This window comes from Psychrobacter sp. CX90, assembly GCF_057396305.2.
The window spans coordinates 223,324-245,092 of record NZ_CM182008.1 but is presented as its reverse complement, the minus strand read 5'-3'; the positions used below and the strand labels follow the sequence as shown (position 1 = coordinate 245,092).

At 40.8% G+C, this 21,769-nt stretch carries 15 protein-coding genes and 1 pseudogene; 6 read left to right on the top strand and 10 right to left on the bottom strand.

What is annotated here, in order from left to right:
* The first annotated feature begins 87 nt into the window (after positions 1–87).
* The 3 genes from AC2SLN_RS01005 to AC2SLN_RS00995 all read left to right on the top strand — a co-directional run bounded on the left by AC2SLN_RS01005 (position 88) and on the right by AC2SLN_RS00995 (position 4,045).
* Entirely contained in the window at positions 88–882 is a 795-nt protein-coding gene (locus AC2SLN_RS01005; RefSeq protein ID WP_486550566.1) for an OmpA family protein, read from the top strand.
* Positions 883–1,358: 476 nt separating this feature from the next.
* Positions 1,359–2,699 (top strand): homoserine dehydrogenase, encoded by a 1,341-nt coding sequence (locus tag AC2SLN_RS01000; protein ID WP_486550568.1) that lies wholly within the window; start codon positions 1,359–1,361, stop codon positions 2,697–2,699.
* A gap of 164 nt (positions 2,700–2,863) precedes the next feature.
* The gene (locus AC2SLN_RS00995; protein WP_486550570.1) at positions 2,864–4,045 is read left to right on the top strand and encodes a thiolase family protein; all 1,182 of its coding nucleotides are present in this window, start codon (positions 2,864–2,866) and stop codon (positions 4,043–4,045) included.
* Between the two features lie 368 nt (positions 4,046–4,413).
* On the opposite strand, the gene AC2SLN_RS00990 is transcribed toward AC2SLN_RS00995, so the two are convergent.
* The gene (locus tag AC2SLN_RS00990; protein ID WP_486550572.1) at positions 4,414–4,791 is read right to left on the bottom strand and encodes a hypothetical protein; all 378 of its coding nucleotides are present in this window, start codon (positions 4,789–4,791) and stop codon (positions 4,414–4,416) included.
* A 66-nt stretch (positions 4,792–4,857) separates the two neighbouring features.
* Positions 4,858–7,668 (bottom strand): preprotein translocase subunit SecA, encoded by a 2,811-nt coding sequence (gene secA, locus AC2SLN_RS00985; RefSeq protein ID WP_486550574.1) that lies wholly within the window; start codon positions 7,666–7,668, stop codon positions 4,858–4,860.
* Positions 7,669–8,077: 409 nt separating this feature from the next.
* Between secA and mutS the strand changes: the two are divergent.
* The 3 genes and pseudogenes from mutS to fdxA all read left to right on the top strand — a co-directional run.
* Positions 8,078–10,708: pseudogene (gene mutS / locus AC2SLN_RS00980) on the top strand (DNA mismatch repair protein MutS); the annotation flags it as partial.
* Positions 10,709–11,377: a MutS-related protein gene (locus AC2SLN_RS00975; protein WP_495057377.1), complete on the top strand. Its 669-nt coding sequence runs from the start codon at positions 10,709–10,711 to the stop codon at positions 11,375–11,377. It abuts the pseudogene before it with no gap.
* Positions 11,378–11,702: 325 nt separating this feature from the next.
* Positions 11,703–12,026 (top strand): ferredoxin FdxA, encoded by a 324-nt coding sequence (gene fdxA, locus AC2SLN_RS00970; RefSeq protein ID WP_486550577.1) that lies wholly within the window; start codon positions 11,703–11,705, stop codon positions 12,024–12,026.
* Between the two features lie 257 nt (positions 12,027–12,283).
* Here the strand turns inward: fdxA and AC2SLN_RS00965 are convergent, their stop codons facing one another.
* From AC2SLN_RS00965 to AC2SLN_RS00930, 8 genes are all read right to left on the bottom strand, one after another.
* A complete protein-coding gene (locus tag AC2SLN_RS00965; RefSeq protein ID WP_486550579.1) occupies positions 12,284–12,670 on the bottom strand; it encodes a pilin in 387 nt (128 codons plus the stop codon).
* Between the two features lie 604 nt (positions 12,671–13,274).
* Positions 13,275–13,766, bottom strand: coding sequence for a type IV pilin protein (locus tag AC2SLN_RS00960; RefSeq protein ID WP_486550580.1), 492 nt, complete (start codon positions 13,764–13,766; stop codon positions 13,275–13,277).
* A complete protein-coding gene (locus AC2SLN_RS00955; protein WP_486550581.1) occupies positions 13,760–14,293 on the bottom strand; it encodes a type IV pilin protein in 534 nt (177 codons plus the stop codon). The genes AC2SLN_RS00960 and AC2SLN_RS00955 overlap by 7 nt, the downstream gene beginning before the upstream one ends.
* A gap of 2 nt (positions 14,294–14,295) precedes the next feature.
* Positions 14,296–18,249 (bottom strand): pilus assembly protein, encoded by a 3,954-nt coding sequence (locus AC2SLN_RS00950; RefSeq protein ID WP_486550582.1) that lies wholly within the window; start codon positions 18,247–18,249, stop codon positions 14,296–14,298.
* Between the two features lie 350 nt (positions 18,250–18,599).
* Positions 18,600–19,421, bottom strand: coding sequence for a PilX N-terminal domain-containing pilus assembly protein (locus AC2SLN_RS00945; RefSeq protein WP_486550583.1), 822 nt, complete (start codon positions 19,419–19,421; stop codon positions 18,600–18,602).
* A gap of 2 nt (positions 19,422–19,423) precedes the next feature.
* Positions 19,424–20,542, bottom strand: a complete 1,119-nt coding sequence (locus AC2SLN_RS00940) for a prepilin-type N-terminal cleavage/methylation domain-containing protein (RefSeq protein ID WP_486550584.1) — start codon at positions 20,540–20,542, stop codon at positions 19,424–19,426.
* A 3-nt stretch (positions 20,543–20,545) separates the two neighbouring features.
* On the bottom strand, positions 20,546–21,157 hold the full coding sequence (pilV, locus tag AC2SLN_RS00935) for a type IV pilus modification protein PilV (protein ID WP_486550585.1): 612 nt from the start codon (positions 21,155–21,157) through the stop codon (positions 20,546–20,548).
* Positions 21,154–21,693, bottom strand: coding sequence for a prepilin-type N-terminal cleavage/methylation domain-containing protein (locus AC2SLN_RS00930; protein WP_486550587.1), 540 nt, complete (start codon positions 21,691–21,693; stop codon positions 21,154–21,156). The genes pilV and AC2SLN_RS00930 overlap by 4 nt, the downstream gene beginning before the upstream one ends.
* Between the last annotated feature and the right edge of the window lie 76 nt (positions 21,694–21,769).

Genomic DNA, 21,769 nt, shown 5'->3' with positions numbered 1-21,769 from the left:
TTTAATGCTCTTGATCAGACTTGCTATTCCTGAATTAGCCAGTCTGGCTCCCCTATTTACTATTACAAAATCAGTAAGGTATCACTTATGAAAAGACTATTTTCAATACTATCCTGCACTATTTTAGCCATCACAGCTTCAGCTTCAGCGAATACTGTCAATCCTATTAATAAGGATATTGAATTTCCTGATGTTAGTAAATCTTATTTAAAAGATATTCCACGGTATGATCCTATACAGCTGACTCATATTGACAGGGGTATTAACGATGATACGGTGCGTCAGTTAATCGGAAATCCACATTTTAATGAGTTTAACTCGAATAATTGGAATTACATTTTCAATATCCGTCTACCCAATTCAAGAAATTATATACAGTGTCAATTACAACTACATTATAATAAAGATGATGTGGTAGAGAACTATTACTGGAATAATCCGCAATGTGCTGAAGTTATTGAGACAACCTTAAAGCCTGTACCAACAACCATTCAACCAAAAAAACGCACCTTTACATTATCTTCTGACTTACTTTTTGATTTTGACTCAGCAGATGTAAAATCTTCGAGTGCATTCAATATCAATAAACTGTCTTCTAGCATTCATCAAGCATACAATCAGGTTCATTCTATTAAAATAATAGGCCATACTGACTACTTAGGTAATGCGTCCTATAATTATGAATTAGCGCTTAAACGTGCTAATGCGATAAGAGATGAGTTAATTCGCAGAGGATTCAACCCCTCCTCTATGACTATATCCAGCATGGGAGAATCCTCACCTTTAACAAATAGCTGCCAAAATATGAGTAATGAGCAAACCAAACTATGTCTAGCGCCCGACCGCCGTGTTGAAGTTCAGGTCGTAGGTCGTCTTAAATAGGGTATAAACAGGTCATTTCATTGCTATAACTTATCATTACTATAAATTAATGGGATCATAAACAATGACCCAGCCACTTACCCTGAATAACCCCTAAGCCAAATCAACAAAAGCTGATAAAATATAAAGGTTAATCAAGAGCACTGATCATCGGATTATTTTGTACCTTTAGGATTTTATGGGGGTTAGCACTTTATTCGCGTTACATTGACTGATAGTATGGGTGTCGTTTTAGACTAAACCGTCAGTTAAAGTGCTGACCGCTAAGTTACTTTTAAACCACTACCGTGTTAACTTTAACCTGTAGTCTATTTAACCTTTTAGATTGTATTATTTAGCTTGTTAGCACTAGGGTAGTACTATCTATATAATGTAATGAAGTACTATCTATATAATGATAATTTGATTTGATAGCTGCACCCCCTTAATACTATCTACTCTCTATAATAATGCTTAATAACACTACTGAGGATACCGTGAGTAAATCAATTAAACTTGCCATACTAGGGCTTGGCACTGTGGGTACAGGCGTGCTAGACCTACTAAAAGACAACCTATCAGAGCTTAAAAGACGTAGTGGCCATGACATTTATATCACCCAAGTAGGAACTCGCCGTCAACGTGATGACATAGAGCCTAGTATAAAACAAAACAGTGATTTAATGGCAATCGCAGAGAGCGATGATGTTGATATCGTTATTGAAGTCATCGGCGGGCAAACCATTGCCAAAGAGGTAATTACCCACGCCATTAAAAATGGCAAACATGTGGTAACGGCTAACAAAGCTTTACTTGCAGAACACGGCAACGAAATTTTTGCATTAGCAGACAAGCATAACGTGCATGTCGCTTATGAAGCTGCTGTTGCTGGTGGTATTCCTATTATCAAAGTAATGCGTGAAGCGTTAGCTGCAAATAAAGTAGATTGGTTAACGGGTATTATCAATGGTACGGGCAACTTCATCATGTCGGAGATGCGTGATAAAGGACGTGATTTCCATGATGTATTGGCAGAAGCGCAAGCGCTCGGCTATGCAGAAGCGGATCCTACTTTTGATGTTGAAGGCATAGATGCAGCACACAAACTTGCGCTTCTGGCTTCTATTGCTTTTGGTATTCCTCTACAATTTGATAAAGTCTACTGTGAAGGCATAACCAACATTACCCTACAAGACGTAACATATGCCGAAGAATTAGGCTACCGTATCAAACACTTAGGTTTTGCCGTCCGCCGTTATGATGATCAAGATATAACAGACTGTAATAGAACAGCAACGGGTATTGAATTACGAGTTCACCCTACTTTGATTCCACAAGATAAACTACTGGCGAATGTCAATGGCGTTAAAAATGCGGTATTGGTTAACTCGCATCCCTTAGGCCAAACTCTTTATTATGGAGACGGGGCTGGTGCTGGCGCCACGGCTTCTGCGGTAATGGCAGATGTGATGGACTTGATTCGTGTGTTAACGGTAGAAGATGAGGGACACCATGTGCCGCATCTAGCGTTTATGCCAGAGGCGCTATCGAACACACCCATCCTACCCGCTGAACAAATGATTGCAGGTTACTATCTGCGATTACAAGCAAATGATACACCAGGCGTATTGGCAGACGTGACCCGTATCTTAAGCGATGCTGGCATTAATATTGATGCAATATTACAAAAGCCTGCCCATCAAAAAGGACAGGTTCCAATTATAATTTTGACTCTACCGGTTGTTGAAAGTCAAATGAATATCGCCATAAATAAAATAGAAGCATTAGAAGCAATTACCTCAAATATCGTACGTATTAGGCTACACGAATTAGATTGAATATAAACTTTACTAATTAGTTTTTGAGGAAAAACATATAATAAGTCTGTAATATAGGGACAGAAGATATGTTTTTTAGTCGCTCTTAAATTAACTTAGAACGTAACTTACTCACTACTACCCTACTCTGATGTGTGAGTAGGTTTCAAATTAAGGATAAAATTATGTCATCAAATTCAATTGTTATTGTAAGCGGTGCACGTACCCCTATGGGTGGATTTCAAGGTAACCTTAGTGGTGCAACTGCACCCCAACTTGGTGCTACAGCTATTAAAGCCGCTGTCGAGCGTTCAGGGGTTAAGCCTGAAGAAGTGGATGAAGTTATCATGGGTTGTATTTTAACAGCGGGAGTTAAACAGGGCCCAGCTCGTCAAGCAATGCGTAATGCAGGTATTCCAGATAGCACAGGCGCTGTAACCATTAACAAGCTTTGTGGTTCTGGTCTTAAAGCAGTAATGCAAGCTCATGACTCAATTAAAGCTGGCAGCGCTAATATTATTGTTGCAGGGGGCATGGAGTCTATGACAAATGCCCCTTATATTTTACCACAGGCTCGTGGCGGGTACCGGATGGGTCATAAAGAAGTCCAAGATCACATGTTCTTAGATGGCTTAGAAGATGCAGATACTGGCAAGCTGATGGGTCAATTTGCTCAAGAAATGGCTAATGAGAAGGGCTATACCCGTGAGCAAATGGATGACTTCGCTATCGAGTCATTAAATCGTGCCTTAACCGCTATTAAAGAAGGCCATTTTAAAGACGAGATCGCCCCGATAACTATTAAAAATCGTAAAGGCGATGTGAGTATCGACACTGATGAACAGCCAGGTAATGCCAATGCGGAACGTATTCCTACGCTTCGTCCTGCTTTTGCTAAAGACGGTACTATCACTGCTGCAAATGCCAGCTCAATCTCTGATGGCGCAGCGGCAGTCGTGGTTACTTCTGAACAAGTAGCTAAAGATAAAGGGCTTAACATCGAAGCCAGCATTGTAGCTACCGCCTCTCACTCACGCCATCCAAGCGAATTTACGATTGCGCCGATTGGCTCTATTGAGAAAGTTTTAGACAAAGCCGGTTGGTCAGTTGAAGACGTCGACTTATGGGAAATCAACGAAGCCTTTGCCATGGTTACGATGGTAACGATGGAAGAACTAAATATCCCTCATTCTAAAGTTAATATTGAGGGTGGTGCTTGTGCACTTGGTCATCCAGTAGGCTGTTCAGGAGCCCGTATTTTAGTGACCCTTATTAACTCATTGAAACGTACTGGTGGTAAAAAAGGCGTTGCCTCATTGTGCATCGGGGGCGGTGAAGCCGTTGCGGTTGCTATTGAAGTGGCATAACTATTAACACCTATAGTCGGCTAACTTATAAATCACTACGGTATTAACTTTGTTTAGCCTATAATTGCATTTCTTTCATTCGATTACCATGTATCGACTTTAAAGTACTTTGACTACATGCATCTCAACGACTATGATTACTTTTAAACACAAAAGAGCCCCAACTTTGGGGCTCTTTTTTTATGGCCAATTATGGACTAAAAAACGTATACTTCGATGTAATGGATAATATTCAATAAAATGATAGAAAACAACAACCAAACAAAACGGCTCATTAAATTAGGCGCATAGGCTAGTGCTAAAAGTGGCCTGTGTATATTTACTGACTTAACTATCCACTTAATTAATTACTTAATTATTTATCTACCTTAATTGCTCTTTTCATCTTCCGCCCCTTCTAATGGAGGTACGATAGCCTGCTTCTCTTCTTGCACATCGTCAGTCTGTACAGTTTCAGTCTGAACACCCTCTTTAGAATTAGCGCCCTCTACAATATTGGGAGCATCAACATTGGGAGTATCAACCTCATCGCCTACATTGAGCTGTGCATCCGCATCATCCAAATCGCCAGCAACTATCGCAGGGGGCGTATTTTGAGCAGGTTCAGCAGACATTACTACCTCTTCAGTGTCATCCTTCTCAATATCTGCATCAGCACTTTTCTTTTGACATCCCGTAACACTAAAGCTAGCTGCTAATAAAGCTGTCAATAAAGCTGCCTTTGTCTTTTTATTCAATCCTCGCATTATTGACTGTCCTTATTTTATGGTTAATTTTTAAAGCATGTACTTATTTGGGTTCTATTGATTGATTTATATCTTGCCATGACATTGTTTATATTTTAGCCCTGAACCACAAGGGCATGGTGCATTACGGCTAATATTCATATCAGCATATGGGTTCTGTTTAGTAGGATCTACCGCACCTACTGCGCTAGCAGATACTTGTTGAACTTGATTGTTAACTTGCATATTAACATTGCCAGCATCTTGATTGCGAGCTTCTACTTCTGGCGAATTGTGATGCTCACCTGTCAAGCTATCGACCTCGTCGTGTTCAAAGTGCATTTGCTGGCGTTGGGCTTGTGCTAGTCGCTCCGCTTCCATCGCATCTAATTCCTCGCGTGTTGGAATATGCACACGCGATAAATCTTGCACAGTCTCAGACTTAATAGCGCCCAGCATCATCTGGAATAAATCAAATGATTCACGTTTATATTCTTGTTCTGGATTTTTCTGTGCATAACCGCGCAAATGAATGCCTTTGCGTAGCTGATCCATTTGCGTTAGATGTTCTTTCCAATGACGATCGAGGCTTTGCAACATAAAATGACGCTCAAGCTGAGCTGCATTTTCCTCATTCATTAACTCACGGCGTTCATGATAACGGTCTATGGCTGTCTGGATGATTTTTTCACGGAGCCCTTCTTCATCTAAGCGTCGGTCTTCATCCAGCCAATCATTGATAGGCATATAGTATTTAAATTCACTTTCTAACTCATCTTCTAAAGCATCAATATTCCACTGGTCATCGATAGACCCTGGCGGCACGAACTGACTAATTAACGCATCGTAAACATCACGGTGCATGGCCTCAATAGTTTCTTTAAGATCTGCTTCTGCCAGTAAGTCATCACGCTGTGAGTAAATAACTTTGCGCTGCTCGTTTGCGACATCGTCATATTTAAGTAGATTTTTACGCGCATCAAAGTCACGGCTTTCCACTTTACCCTGTGCGTTCTCAATTGAGCGAGATACCATCTTATGCTCAATGGCCTCGTCTTCTTTAAGCCCCATTGCCCGCATCATATTAACCACACGGTCGCCTGCGAAAATACGCATTAAATCATCTTCAAGCGATAAAAAGAAGCGCGACTGACCAGGATCCCCCTGACGACCAGCACGACCCCGTAGCTGGTTATCAATGCGACGTGACTCATGACGTTCAGAACCAATAATATGCAATCCACCCGCTGCGATTACTTCATCGTGCTTTTCCTGCCAAACCACTCTTAACCGATTCATTTCCTCAGGGCTCACGTTTTCAGGATCAACAATTTGAGCTTGCCAATTACCCCCTAATATAATATCTGTGCCACGCCCCGCCATGTTAGTGGCAATAGTTACCGCACGTGGGCTGCCTGCCTGAGCAATAATTTCCGCTTCACGCTCATGCTGCTTAGCATTTAATACATTATGTTTAATGCCTTCCTGATCAAGCAAATAAGACAGCTCCTCGCTGGCTTCAATAGTAGCTGTCCCTACGAGTACGGGGGCGCCTTTCTCTTGAATGCCTTTAATCTCACGGATAATACCTTTATATTTACCCAGCTTGGTTAAAAAGATTTGGTCATCTAAGTCAATACGGGCAATAGGCTTATGCGTTGGAATAACCACCACATCAATATCATAAGTTGATTTAAACTCTGCCGCTTCGGTATCAGCCGTCCCTGTCATGCCTGATAATTTATCGTATAAGCGAAAATAGTTTTGGAAAGTGGTGGTAGCTAACGTCTGGTTTTCTGCCTTAATTTCAACTTTTTCTTTGGCTTCAACCGCTTGATGCAACCCATCTGACCAACGACGCCCTGGCATGGTACGACCGGTATTTTCATCAACAATAACCACTTCACCTTCATCAACAATGTAGTGTACGTTTTTGACGAAAATATGGTGCGCCCGAATCGCTGCCTGCACATGGGCGAGTAGCGGCAATCGAGCAGGACTATACAAACTTTCATTTTCGCCAAGCTCGCCAACACTTACTAAGAAAGATTCTATTTTTTCGTAGCCTTTCTCACTGATTTCAATCTGGCGATTTTTTTCATCAATCCAGAAATCGCCATCTTCGTTCTCTTTATTCGCCTCTTCATCGGTTGAACGATCCAGCAGCGGAATAATGGTATCAATAAGCGTATAAGTCGCTGCTGAGTCTTCGGCTTGACCCGAAATAATAAGCGGCGTACGAGCCTCATCAATTAAAATCGAATCAATCTCATCTATAATACAAAAATTTAGCGACCGTTGTTTTTTCTCGGCTAGACTAAATACCATGTTGTCACGTAAGTAATCAAAGCCGTATTCATTATTGGTACCATATGTTATATCCGCTTGATAAGCTTCTACTTTTTCGTGTGGAGGCTGCTGAGAGTAAATAACCCCTACTGTCATACCCAAAAAATTAAACAACGGACGGTTTAGGTCAGCATCACGGGAAGCAAGGTAATCATTTACCGTCACAACGTGCACACCTTTACCACTAATGGCATTCAAATAGATGGCTAAGGTTGCCATTAGCGTTTTACCTTCACCCGTACGCATTTCGGCAATCTTACCTTCGTGCAAAGTAATACCGCCAATAATTTGAACGTCGTAATGGCGCATCCCTAACTGACGCTTAGATGCCTCGCGGCACACAGCAAAAGCTTCTGGTAACAATGAATCTAAACTCGCGCCTTCATCATAGCGCTGCTTGAACTCTGCGGTTTTGTCACGTAACTGCTCGTCAGATAAAGCAGATATTGCATCTTCTTGCGCGTTAACTTTAGCGACAATTTGACGCATACGTTTTAGTTCGCGATCGTTTTTTGTTCCAATGACGCTTCCAATTATTTTTGACAACATATCTTCGTAAACCTAATTCTCGTGTCAGTGATGCACATCATTGCACACCTACTGTAAAATTTTTTTATGTATTATATATGGTAACAGTATTGATAGATACAAGGGCAAATGAATCAAAATTATCATTTAATCAACTGGCTTATGACGCCTCAGTTTAAACCCTTTTTAGCCGCCTATTGATTATCTTGTTGATACTCTAATAGGTAATCTCAAATTGATAAAACCCAACTAAGCGTCGGTATTAGTGGGTTGACAAAACTGCCACTGTAAGCAAAAACTAGCACTATAAGCGAAGGTTACAACTAACCGTTTAGAACGACTTCGACTATACTCTTCTTTATAATAGCAATATAAATATGCTTATAAATGTTAGAATACATGCTCACTTTAATACCACTTGATTTACTCTATGAACCACCCTGTTATGCCTACCGCTACCAACCCCACACAAACTCAACTGTGTTTAGAAGAAAGCGAAAATAATCCCGACATTATTGATATCGCTGGTACTCAATACAATTTAGCCAACCACACACCCATGATGGTGCAGTATTTAACCTTGAAGGCTAAATATCCCCATGCACTCTTACTATACCGTATGGGGGATTTTTATGAGCTGTTTTTTGAAGATGCACAGCGCGCAGCCGATATTTTAGATATTACCTTAACCCGGCGCGGTAACGACAAAGCAGGTAACAACATCGCAATGGCAGGCGTGCCGTTTCATGCTGCTGAAAGCTATATGGCAAGGCTTATTGCAGCGGGTCAAACTGTCGTTATTTGCGAACAGATTGAAGATATAGATGACATTAATAGCAAATTAGACGACACCAGTAAACCTACAGCTAAAGGCATTATGCGCCGTGAAGTGGTTAAAACTCTCACGGCAGGAACACTGACTGACGATGCACTCATTGCACCAAATCATACACCCAGTGTGGTGGCAATAGATATACATACTAATAAAAAACAGCTTAATAAATGGCAAGCAGGGATCAGCCAGTTAGACCTAAATGCTGGGACCATTCGCACCCAAACTATCAAACTTGCCGATATTAGCCCAAATCAACACTATAAAACCACTGAACAGGCGGCAAAGCTCTTACAACACCACTTGTTAACCGTGCTGACTCGCTTTGCACCCAGTGAGGTCATCATTCCTGAAACGATGAATGACGACTGGCGACACTGGTTACAAACGTGTTTGTCGTGTCCTGTTATTAGTGTTGCCGCTAGTGACTTTCATAGCGAGCATGCCAGCCAGACACTTTGCCGTCAATTTGAGGTGCAAACGCTTGAGGGCTTGGGTATTGCCGATAGTATTCTGGCACAAACCAGTAGTGCAGCATTAATTCATTATGCCCAGCAAACTCAGCAGCGCCACACGCCACAAGTTAGTGAGCTTATCGTAGAGCGTGAGGATGATTATCTTATTATTGACGATATCAGCAGCCGCAATCTAGAGTTATTTGCGCCAGTTAGCCAAAATGGGACTAGTCTACTCACGGTGGTCAATCACTGTCAAACCCCAATGGGAAAGCGTTTATTAGTAAATCAGCTAAAACGTCCCCTGCGTATTGCATCAGCGTATGACACGTTAGCATTGCGTCTTGATGCGGTTGAGTGGCTCAATCAATTATCGTCATCGTCCTTAACAACACTACAAGAAGCCTTCAAAGACATTGCCGATATTGAACGCATTAGCAGCCGTATTGGCTTAAATAGTGCTAAACCACGTGATTTAAGGCGCTTAGCAGACAGTATTTATGCCAGTGAGCAACTGTCACTCACTCTAATAAACTTAGGGCTGGATAATTTACAAACAGGTTTATTGCCCCTGTTAGCCCTGCAGCTTCCCCAGCAGCATACTGAGCTATTACAGATAGCCACCCTACTGGATCAGGCCATTGTACCCGAGCCGCCAGCCCATATTCGAGAAGGGGGTATGATAGCCACAGGCTACGATGAGGAGTTTGATAGGCTGGTGCACTTGCATGATAATATCCAAGAGACACTTGACAGTATGGCAGAGGATGCCCGCCAGCAATACAAGTTGCCGAGTCTAAAAGTTGGCTTTAATAAGGTCAGTGGATTTTATTTTGAGCTGCCAAAAATGCAGGCCACACAGGCACCTACAGAATTTATCCGCAGACAAACCCTAAAAAACAGCGAACGCTTTATAACAGACGCGCTTAAAACGCTTGAGATTGATTACTTAGATGCTCAAACCAATGCCCTAGCCCGTGAAAAAGCACTGTATCAAGCCCTGCTTACCAAACTAAGTGAGCAACTCAGCCATTTGCAGCGTTTAAGCAGTGCAGTGGCACAACTTGATGTGCTGCTTAACTGGGCAATACTTGCAAAAGATAACCGCTGGATACGACCACATTTAAACCAAAATACAGCGGCCAATTTAGACAGGTTAAATACGCCTTCTAGTCATGATGGGCACTCTACCCATATTGATATCAAGGCGGGTCGCCACCTAGTTGTAGAGGCGATGTCGAAGCCACAATTCAAACCCAAACCCTTAAATGATCATATAAACACAGAAAGCACAAGGGCGACACATCCCACAAGCGAGCATTTTGTCGCAAATGATTGCCAGTTAGGCACAGCGAACTATCCTGAACGGTTATTGCTCATTACTGGACCTAATATGGGTGGCAAATCAACCTATATGCGCCAAACTGCGCTCATTATTTTGCTGGCCTGTTGCGGTAGTTTTGTACCAGCAGACTATGCCTCTATTGGAGATATAGACCGTATATTTACCCGTATTGGCTCAGCCGACGATTTAGCAGGGGGTAAGTCAACCTTTATGGTAGAGATGATTGAAACTGCACAAATATTGAACCTAGCGACCAATCGCTCTCTGGTATTGATGGATGAAGTGGGTCGTGGCACTTCAACGACCGATGGGTTGGCTATTGCCCATGCTTGCGCCCTTCAATTATGCGAGATGGGCAGCCTAACGCTATTTGCGACACATTATTTTGAACTTACAGAACTTGCCCATCAACCAAACCCATCCAACAGCTTGCAAAATGAGTCAAAAAATCAATTAGAACCTCAATTAGAACCTCAATTAAAAAATCAAATAGACAATAAATTACCAAGCCTATTAAACAATCAGATAGAAAGCTCATTAATAGCCAATACAAAAGATGAAGTAACACGTAAAAACGCTAAAAGAGCAGCTCAAGGTATAAGAAACGTACATGTCGCTGCCAGCCATATTGATGGTCAGCTGTTATTACTACATAAAATTAAAGAAGGCGCTGCCAGCTCAAGCTTTGGCTTACACGTAGCAAAGATGGCTGGTATACCCGATAGGGTTTTAAATGCGGCACAGTACTATTTGCAACAACATGCTGCCTTAAATCCGCTAAGCAACGTGACAGACAATCCAAAAAACCATACCGATAATCGTTATGCTCAATTAGAGACAGCTTATGCTGATGAGGACAATAAGCGTAACATGGTAACGGATAAATCGCTCACATTACTGGAAAAAAATCCGCTTAGCTTAGATACATTTAACTCAATGACTGATGAGGCTGGACACTTAAAAAACGACGCAAACCCTAGTAATCAAAAGGCTACCAAGATCATTGATCAGCTAAAAGCACTAAACCCAGATGAACTAACCCCCAAGCAAGCATTAGATTTCATTTATAGCTTAAAACAAGGCTTATCAAGCGACTAGATAGATTTGTTAAATTCGGCTTAACAAGGTAAAATACGCCCCTAAATTAAATATTGCTTTAATGTTATGTCTTGCTACTCCGTTTAGGTAGCAGATTTTAAATGACGGATTACTGCGCTGATTAAATTAGAATTTGATATAATTTTATAACTCTCTCATAACACACACTTACCCTAGCGGTTCAGCCACTTAACATTTAATATGACTCAATTTTCCATCTCTAATTCGTATCGAAAAGCGCAGTCATTATTTAATTGTTAAGTAGCCACGGTAGCTAATATCAGTACTGCGTTAAGGTAACTTCTATTAAGAAAGGTAGCTCGCTATGACTTTTGTTGTCACTGATAACTGCATCCGCTGCAAATATACCGATTGCGTCGAAGTCTGCCCTGTGGACTGCTTTTACGAAGGGCCAAACTTTTTGGTTATTCATCCAGATGAGTGCATCGACTGCGCGTTGTGTGAGCCAGAATGCCCTGCTAATGCGATCTTTTCTGAAGATGAGGTGCCTAAGGGTCAAGAAGAGTTTATAGAGTTAAATGCTGAGCTCGCCGAAGAATGGCCAAATATTACTGAAATGAAAGGCCCATTACCTGAGGCGGAAAAGTGGGATGGTGTTGAAGGTAAGATACAGTATCTTGAGCGATAGAGATTTAAATAAACTTTGAAAGCTAAAAACAAACAAGGCTGTGCATTTATTGCTCAGCCTTTTTTTGATTGCATTTCATTCAATACTTTATAAAAGAACCATATTGTCAAATCTTAATTACTACAGCTTCGATTATGGACATTAATAAGCATCCAATAAATAATTTAGCTCGTAAAAAAATTTCAATAAAAAAGCCAAACAATTCATTTGGCTTTTTACATTTAAAAATTTATTTTTTAAAGACATAAATATATATACTATTGAAATTTACAAGCACCTGTTTCAGCATTACATTCAGTCTTTTTAAGTTCTGAAGCAGTACCACGACTAGGAGGAGTGAATACAATTGGGCCAGTAAAAGCTGCTAAACGAGTAGCAGCCGTAGTATTTTCAAGACCCACTTTATCTACACTCGCACAAGCGGATTTCTCATACTTCGTAATGTCATTACCCGATGCTTTGTCAGCGACACTTATACCAATATAAGATCTTGCTTCAGCGAGACATGCAGTATTTGCTGAGCGCTGAGTATAATTTTGATAGGCCGGTAGTGCAATAGCCGCCAAAATACCGATAATTGCCACAACAATCATTAATTCGATTAGGGTAAAACCTTGTTGCGTATTTTTTGTCGCATTGTTCATAATAGTGCCTTAAATCTATGGTTAAATTCATAAAATAAATATTTTAGATAAATTGAACTCACTTATTAGTGGTTAAATTTATCTTCTTTGCCACACCTATGTATACTTAGCTATGTATATTTAGCTTGTGTGGCATATATATCCTTAAGTTATGTCCATAATAGTGCATTTGTCATGCCAAGTTTTAACATAGCTTTTTGTCTTAAAAAAATATTCATTGAATACAATAACTTAGTTGGTTTATTAAACATTTTTTATTAATAGCATCACTAGTATTAAATCTTAATTATACCCTTACTAAAATCCTGGTATTTAAAAAACCTGATTTGTCAACAATGCTCTTTGATAAAAGTACTTGACGTAACTATATAAGCACACTACCTGACAATTTATGTCAAAAACTAACATTTTTTGTCTTTTTTTGTACAGCTTTCTTCTTTCCATCTATTTTTTTGGTTTGTTTATACTCTAAGATATTCACATAACTCTTTGTTTTTAATAAGAATTCTTGAATGAATAATATCATATATATTAAAATTATTCATTTGTTAATGTAGCCTGTCACTAATCCTATAGCATATGATATACATCTTAATAATTCATTTTATTGACGCCATTCATCACTTTTACCACATTTATCAGCACGACACCTGACACCGGTATAGTCAAGTGTCATAACGCCATCATTTGCCATACGCTCTGTAGCAATTGGTGTAGCAGATAGCTTCCAACGCTCTCCATTTAGTGTAACTGGGGTTTTAGTTGTATCAATTGGGGCGACACTAATTTGATAATACGCCTTATCAGAAGTAGGATATTTAATACTACCATCAGCCTGTAGCGTCGTAGAAAATATAGCCGTTAAAGGAATTTTATCATAGCGCTTGTAATTTATTTTCTGCGCTTCAATACGACCCGCAACCTGCTGTAGCTCTGCCATAGCATCTGCTCTAATGGCTTTTTCACGATAGCCAAGGTAACTTGGATACGCAATCGATGACAGAATACCAATCACTGCCACCACAATCATTAATTCAACTAAAGTAAACCCGCTAATACCATTGTTTATCGGTTTGCTATGCCAGAAATTTACCATGAGAGTTGCCCCGCACCGCAACCAGCATCGGTAATATCAAACGCCACATTATTAACACATCGTAACCCCTGACTGTTTAATTTAAAATAGCGTTTGTCTGAGTTACTCTCCTTAGGAGCCGCCATCATTACCCAACTGTTTCCTCGCACCTGACCATCATTTAGCGGGACCACACTCACTGATCCTGAATTATCAATGAGCTGACCGATCGTAATAATATATTGCGGATCAGTGGCGGGGAAATTTACCGTGCCCGCAGTTGCTGCATAGCCTGCCTTGGGTACAAACCCACTATATGACAAGGCTTTTGCACGCCACTGCTCTAATTCAATTGATAAAGACAGTAGCTTATTTTGTAGTTCCGCTTCTCTATTCTTGATCAAGTACGATTGATAATTCGGTATGGCAATTGACGCTAATATAGCCAGAATAGCGACAGTAATCATCAGCTCAATCAGAGTAAAACCATACTGGTCAGATGTCGTATTACTCTGCTGGAACAGATCTTTTCTGATCGATATACCCACCACTAAAACTCCATCCACTCAAGTGGGTTAAGGCTTTCATCAGTATTGATACTAGCATCCGTTAAACAGCTTAATCCGCTACATTTATTAAATTTACTACACTCACTACCTTCACACTCAGAATCTACTAAAACGTCTTTACAATTGCCGTTTGGACAAGTGAGCGTTGGCTGACACTCTGCCCCTACACAATATGCTTTCATACTTGTAAACAGCGGCGTATCATTAAACTGAGTAATAAAGTTATCTGCAATGCCTATCCCGCCCAGAGAATAGGCCCTAGGGGTTGCTGTATTATCATCACAAGCGCCATAAGGTAGGCAAGTTCGCTCTCTTTGTGTACTACCAATTACGCCCGCACTACACTCAGCAGCCGTATTACCCACATCAGGGTTGTAAGAAGAGGTAATCAGTACACTCGCCAGCGCATCTGGTTCATTCATCATTTTAATCTTGTATTTATTACCAGCAACCTCCTCTCCCATCCAATGGGTAAAAGGGAGATACCACCCCTGCGCCTTATTGCTTTTCATTTTGATCTTTATACCATCAGGCCCAATATCACTGTCACTAAAAGACAATTTAGCCAGTTTATTAGAATCCCCTGTATTTTTGCCTACTTGTATCGTAGGCGTACGTAGGGCGATATTGTTGGCTCTAGAGTGGCTATAGTCAAACAAATCGGTACGGGTCACATCTTTATCGATTATACTGTACAGGGCATCTGGAGTACTCCGGACCGATGACACTGGATTACTGCGATCGCCTGTGCCAACAGTCACGAGCGCCATGACGCCTTTATAACTGCCCTTAACATTATTACTGTCTTGAAACGCGTATTCTCCATTATAAAAAGTCACTAAAGGACGCTCATAAAAACGAGGCAGTGCATCGTTATTACTGACCTGATCGCTGACATCTAGTATTTTTTGAACCCGATCAACCTGAAAATTATTGGTGTCTTTATTGTTATTAATGTCTACTCGCCAAACTTGACCGCCTAAGTCTGCAAAGTAAATGTGGTCTGTTAAGCCATCATAGTTACGATCAATAACACGCACTTGAGTGACAATACTGTGTTTTAAATCATCTGCCTTGGTGTATTGAAGCGTACTGATATTACCATTCGTGCTAGCACCGCGGTTACTTGCCCACCATAATAATTTCCCGCTATCTGAACCGCTGGCGAAATAGGTTTTTTTGTTAGCCCGAGATTGCTCCACCCCTAGCTGCACCATATACATGGCATTACCTTGTGCTTGCGCTTTACTATCGCAATTACTGTTTTTATGACCTATCATATTCAATTTAAAGGCAGGGTCTTCGTAACACGCATCATAACCCCCTGGCAAAAAATTAACCATAACCCGTTTTCCACCACTTTTGACATAGCCAATGGCAGGTTTTGCCCACGTTTGTCCCATACGAGAAAATGCGGTTTGCTCTGGCGTTTGAGTTGCAGCATCCGTATTAATAACGTCATTTTTCACGCCCTGAGCCGTAGCAGTGAGATTCTCAAGCTTATTGGCATAGGTTGAGCCGACGCTATATAGCATTTTGGGCGAATTAACATCTGTAATATCAAGCCCATAGTACATTGAGCCACCCATACGCAAACCGCCCATTGCAAATATTTGATCAGACTTATAGAGGTTTGACGTGATGCCGTTTTTAGTGTTTGTGGTGGTGGTGTACGAAGTATAGGTCAACCATGGCCCATCTACACCGTAAGGTATACGCCCACTTGCTGTCGTGCCTGATGTGGTTAGCGCTTTGGACTGTAGATCCAAAATTTGTTTGGGTACAAAGTTGAATACCTCTTTACCCGAGGTATCATCTAACATATGCAATGCGCCATCCATCGAGCCATAAATTAAATAATCTTTACGGGTACCATCAATAAACTTACCTTCGCCATCCAACTTGATTTCAGTGGTTACAAGCTGAGGGACAGAATGTAAGACGCCGCCTATGTTTTTAGACCATTTATTATGCGATGACTCGAGAGTAGTGCCATTATTTATATCGTTTGCAGTAGGCTCTGTGTATCCCAAAAACTGCAATAAATTAAGCTTATCTTCATTATCATATCGAGCTGATAACTCAGGCGTAAAGCGAACAGACTTATTTGCATCCACCTTTAGTCTGACCAAACTGCCAGAACTATTGACAAATAAATTGCGCGAGCCAGTAGCACTCGTGCTTGTATTATTCTCAAAAACCTGTTGGAATGCACCACCAACTTGAGGCAAGCCTTGGTCAGGTCTTAACGCGTCATTCGGAATGTTATCAAGATTATTACCTTCAGCGTCCGTATTGCTTCTTGAAGTATCTTCAATAGTATTCCAAATATCCCATGTGCCTGTAGAAAACTGTCCTTTATTATCTTTAAAAACTAGGCTGTTATTAGCCCCTTCTAAAGTTGCATTCACGATGTTATATTTTTTTAAGTTACCCAACCAAAGCCCAGATTCATTAAGCTTTGGCTCTAGAATAGGCACATAAGCAAGTTTACGTGATTTAAAAGTGCTCAAGCTATCTAAAGGCACAGACATATTGCCCGTCGATACGGGTTCAATTTTATCACTACCTACTTCGCCAATAAACTGAATGATACTTTGAGCAATATCTTTTGAACTCTGCGCATAATAGAATCCGCCTTCACCAAAACCTTGATTTTTCTCGCCAAGCTTACATAGGTTCTTAGCGTCTTGGCTTGTGATCTGATTGCTATCACAGTCATAAGTATCAACCGTTTTATTCTTCCCTGTTGCTGTTTTAATCGTAGTCGTGCGTTTATCCAAATTTGCAAGTTCTTGATACACACTACCAAACCCAACTGCTGCAGTTTTAATAGGCGTTCCTTTGATATTGTTTGGGCTATTCAAAGCACGTGAATACTCGCCAATACATTCCCAAGCTGGTGGGCCATTTTTCCCAGTCGTCATACCAATCGTATTATTTGAGCTGAGCCAAGACCCACCAGATTTACAGGTATCTGTAATGGCGGAGGCATCATTACCTAAGCTCTTTCTCATTAAGCCACGAACAACGCTTGGGTCATAGGCATTATTAGGTTCGCCATCGGTTAAGAAGTAAACGCCATAACCGCTGCATTGATTGGCATTTGAAGTGGTTAAAGGAGAGTTATAGATGCTACCGGTATAAGTTGCTGGATCTGACTGCTGTAATAACAATCCGCCCCAACCATTACCTCTCCTATCAACATATGCAGTTGTGGTTCCCAACATATAGGCGCCTGCCTCAGCGTATGCATGCGCAGTAGGCGTATTAGCGCTAGGTTCTATAGCAATAACTTTATCGAGTAGTTTCTGTCTGTTATCAAGTGTTAAATCCAAGATTGGAACATCGATTTTGCCGCCCCCTTCTTTAGAGCTTTTAAAATAAAATGTACCAAGGCCGATTTTATATTTTGTTAAATCCGCATTCTCTCCAAACGCTTCGTCACTTTTGGGGTTGGTAAATAAAGAGATTAATGCCGTTTTTAATCGTGACATACGATCATAGTACTTAGTACCATCAATATCACAATAATACATTGTATACTGGATAGCTTCGGAGTCCATAATGTTGCCATCATCATCGTATAAATTCTTTGTTATCGTCTCCTCTTTGACATCATGTTGGATACTGGGATTTTCAGAAGATTGGCACACATGACGCTCTCCTAAGCCTTCAAAAAAACTCTTTTGAACTCTCTTGACCTTAACCTTATCGGGATAATCTTCTTCGATACTAGGTGGCCCCATGCTCCCTGAGTTATCTAACATCATCATTACCGAAGCATCCCCATAGGTTGCCCCTTGATAAATTTCCAAATCTGTCGCAGTAGCCGGCATAGACAAACCTAACACACTGACACAGCCTAACAGAGCAATACCCTCTCCGCTCAAATGGAATATAGGTGTCATTATTTGATTTGTTAACCGGCGCATATTATTACCTTTACTGTTCAGTATCACTTGGGCTTGATTGGGTATGATTCCTTTATTAAAGCTTATTATCAATAAATAATAAACCTATAAATCAGGGCTATACTTCACAAAAACGGAAAATATAAAAGCTGCTGAATTTTTTATTTCTTTAAACTTATGCTAAACACAAATAATTAACGAAACATGAGGCAACATTTGAAATAAATAGAATAACTATTCAACTCAGTTTTGCCTTGTTTTGTATTGTATCGTCTCATTTTATTCTAAAAACCTCCTAACTTTAGCCTAACTTCAGCTTATGAATATAGGTTCTTACTATCTATCGTCAACATCCATGGTTTAATGCTTCTTCACTCATCAGCTATACAATTCACACCCACCGGCTGATTGCGAAACACTTGTTTATGAGTACTAAAAGGTACCCCCAAAGCTGTTAGACAGGCATCTAATGTTATTGTGCTTGAGGTAAGGCGCTGCCGTGGCTGCTTTAAACAACCTGCCACTGTATCAGTACCTGAACTACGGGCATCGCCCAAATCAACGTTTGTCATTGCCGGTAATACAGAAGTTGCATACCCTTCAAACGAACTACATAAAATACCCCCAGATCCATCATCTTCGGGCTTTTGAAAATCGTTTGAATAAGTACCTTCCACCTCGTTAAAAAAAACCGCCTCTTTATCACTTCCAAGCGGGCGTAAAAAAGTCATCTGAGTAATCACTCGACCCTCACTAACATAATCCTCACTGTCGCTGGGGTCACAATAACCATTACCCACGCCGTTTAGACGCTCACCGTTTCTATTACGCTCGCTAATCTCCAATACGCTAAACAACCGATCACTTCTAGGTCTCACGCAAAAGCTCACTTCGTGCCCATCACGCTGTGAGCTAGACATATAACCCTTTAAGGTTTCCGCACTGCCTCGTCTAGCCCCTAATATTCGGTCTTCTTTTTCAACCTTCATAAATGCCGCATCATTTGATTGAAATAACAGCTTTTCAACTTGCGCTGATGTGGACAGTCTCAAATCCGTAGTGCTTTGCCTGACCGCTAATGTCCCGATTAATGTAATCAGCAATAACACCAGTAGTACAACTATAATAGCAATACCCTGCTGATTAACCGGCGGATTATACCTTCTTTGCTGAGGTGTATTTTGAATCAACACAATTATACCCCTCCACGAGCATTACGAAATAACACCGACGTTTCATTCACACTACGCAAATAAGTTGGACCAGCTTGAGCTGCCGTGTTCAAAGACACGTCATCTTTGTCCAAAATATTAAAGCGCAGCTCACTATTTGCTTTGGGGTTTGCAGTCGGCTCATCTGAATGAGTCAATAGACCAAGCTGCACACCCACGATTCTCATGTCATTTAATACAGTGCTAACGGCGCTTGGTTCTGGAATTGGAATATACGCAACACGCAAGTTTTCAGTATCAGTGGCAAATCCAGAGGTATTAGAAACACCCAATAGTACCCGGAAATAATCTGTATTAGGCATAACGATAGTACCATTGCCCTTTAAGTTATTTGCAATTACTTGGGTTTCATTAGGCCGAGTAAACCTACTAATATCTAGCCCATCCTCACTTCCCGCCGCTGCTTCGTCATATTTATAAATGGCTGAGGCACACGCTAACCCATTACGATTTGGGGTAACTGAGGTATCATTTCGCACAAAATAGCGCTCAATGACATAATAGCCTTTAGGAATAACTCTCCCCTGACAATCAAATAAGCCTTCTCGCCCAGCTTGGTACTGAACAGTTAACTGATCGCTTTTGGTCGGTTGCGCTAGGCTACTACTGCTACCACTAAACTCACTGCGTGATAATAAGTCAGCGGAAATAGCAGCACCGCCCCAAACCAATCCATAAAGGTTGCCACTACCCCACTTACTAGTGGTGCCTTTGCCGTCTGGCGCTGTTAACACCACACCGCCTTGTGGGGTTAAATGATTCATAAAGTATTTGCTATTGTTTTCGCCGCTACGTGCTCCATAATTGACTCGACGTAGATGTAACTGTAAGTCGGATAACCCAAAAATGGCGTTGTCCTGAATTTGCGAACTCGCTTGCTGAAGACGTGCATTTTGTGAACTGGTTAAAAATATTTGTAAGGCAGCAGCAGAGATAAGCAAGCCAATAACCAAAGAAATCATCAGCTCAATTAAAGTAAATCCAGACTGAGACTTATCCTTGAAAACCGGCATTGACCTTGTATTGGTCAATAATCTATTAGAAGCGAGTCTATTTGAAAGCTGTTTATTTGATGGCGTCATCACTTATAGCTCCATCATCATACAAGTCGCTTTAGGATGGTAATTGCCGCCGGCTTGAATCACTGTCTCTCCATCTACCTGACGGTCAGATAAACAGTCAATAGTTGCATGCTCCGTGTCAACCTCAGCGCTGCTACCTATAGTCGCCGTCGTATTACCCCATGCTGATATCATGCAATACGAAAACATTATATTATTGCTAGCATCAGTACCTAAGCCGCCCGTATTTGGACAAGGGTGTATTTGAATATCAAAGTTATAAGTCGCCAGCTCTTGTTTAAACTTAAAAACTTCTGCCGCTGCAAGCTCGTTTGGTGAGCATAAGTCAGCAGATGTTATCGCACTGCCATCCAGCCCACACTGTTTAGTAGGTGTGCTAACTTCATTGTTTAACCTTTGTTCATATACACTGATTGCAGAAGGATTTGCTCTAATTTTCTCCGCTAAATTGCGCATCATTACCAGCGACTGAGATCGCTCAAAAGACTCATCTGTGGCTTTTATCGCCTGGGTTTGCAGTCCCGTATAACCCAGCACAGCGATAGCCAATAGCAGTAGCGAGACCAGCACTTCAACCAGCCCCACACCCTTTTGTCTTGAAGCTAAAATAATCACGAACAATTCCCATTTCTATGTAAAGTTATACGAGCTTTAGCATTAGCGTTAACAACTTTACCCTGCAAGTCAGAAAACTTTTTATCACATACTGAAAATATTAAGTTGATACTGTCTGTTTGGCCAGCATTTACAATGCGTTTATTCGGTTCAATCACAAACTCACTTACGTCTGATAAGTCTGCAGTTTCATTGATTGTGGTGGCTGAGTTAGATTTTGCGTTCACTTCACTGTTTGTATTATAAGTAAACTTTTTAATGACATTTGCATTTAAATCAGTATTTGTTAGTTGGATTGTGGCTGTTTGTGTGTCAATAGAATACCTAATAGATTGACGACGGATGCTACTTTCAGAAATTGCAAATTTGAGTGATTCATTAACAATGCTGGCAGTATCGGATATGCGCTGGCTCGCCAGCTGTCGGCTTAAATTTGGTGCAGCGATAGTCGCAATAATCGCCAGTATTGCAATGGTTATCATCAGCTCAACTAAGGTAAATCCCCGTGATACCTTAGTACAATTCAAGTGTTTCATCTAACATCAGCCTATTAATGATATGCACTTATTATATGCTATTTATATAACTGAGCCATTAATATATCTTGTTAAA

Bases quoted from the DNA above. Each gene is read 5' to 3' on its own strand.
- AC2SLN_RS01005 (WP_486550566.1), top strand. From the start codon at position 88: ATGAAAAGACTATTTTCAATACTATCCTGCACTATTTTAGCCATCACA.
- AC2SLN_RS00995 (WP_486550570.1), top strand. From the start codon at position 2,864: ATGTCATCAAATTCAATTGTTATTGTAAGCGGTGCACGTACCCCTATG.
- AC2SLN_RS00990 (WP_486550572.1), bottom strand. From the start codon at position 4,791: ATGCGAGGATTGAATAAAAAGACAAAGGCAGCTTTATTGACAGCTTTA.
- secA (WP_486550574.1), bottom strand. From the start codon at position 7,668: ATGTTGTCAAAAATAATTGGAAGCGTCATTGGAACAAAAAACGATCGC.
- fdxA (WP_486550577.1), top strand. From the start codon at position 11,703: ATGACTTTTGTTGTCACTGATAACTGCATCCGCTGCAAATATACCGAT.
- AC2SLN_RS00965 (WP_486550579.1), bottom strand. From the start codon at position 12,670: ATGAACAATGCGACAAAAAATACGCAACAAGGTTTTACCCTAATCGAA.
- AC2SLN_RS00960 (WP_486550580.1), bottom strand. From the start codon at position 13,766: ATGGTAAATTTCTGGCATAGCAAACCGATAAACAATGGTATTAGCGGG.
- AC2SLN_RS00950 (WP_486550582.1), bottom strand. From the start codon at position 18,249: ATGCGCCGGTTAACAAATCAAATAATGACACCTATATTCCATTTGAGC.
- AC2SLN_RS00940 (WP_486550584.1), bottom strand. From the start codon at position 20,542: ATGACGCCATCAAATAAACAGCTTTCAAATAGACTCGCTTCTAATAGA.
- AC2SLN_RS00930 (WP_486550587.1), bottom strand. From the start codon at position 21,693: ATGAAACACTTGAATTGTACTAAGGTATCACGGGGATTTACCTTAGTT.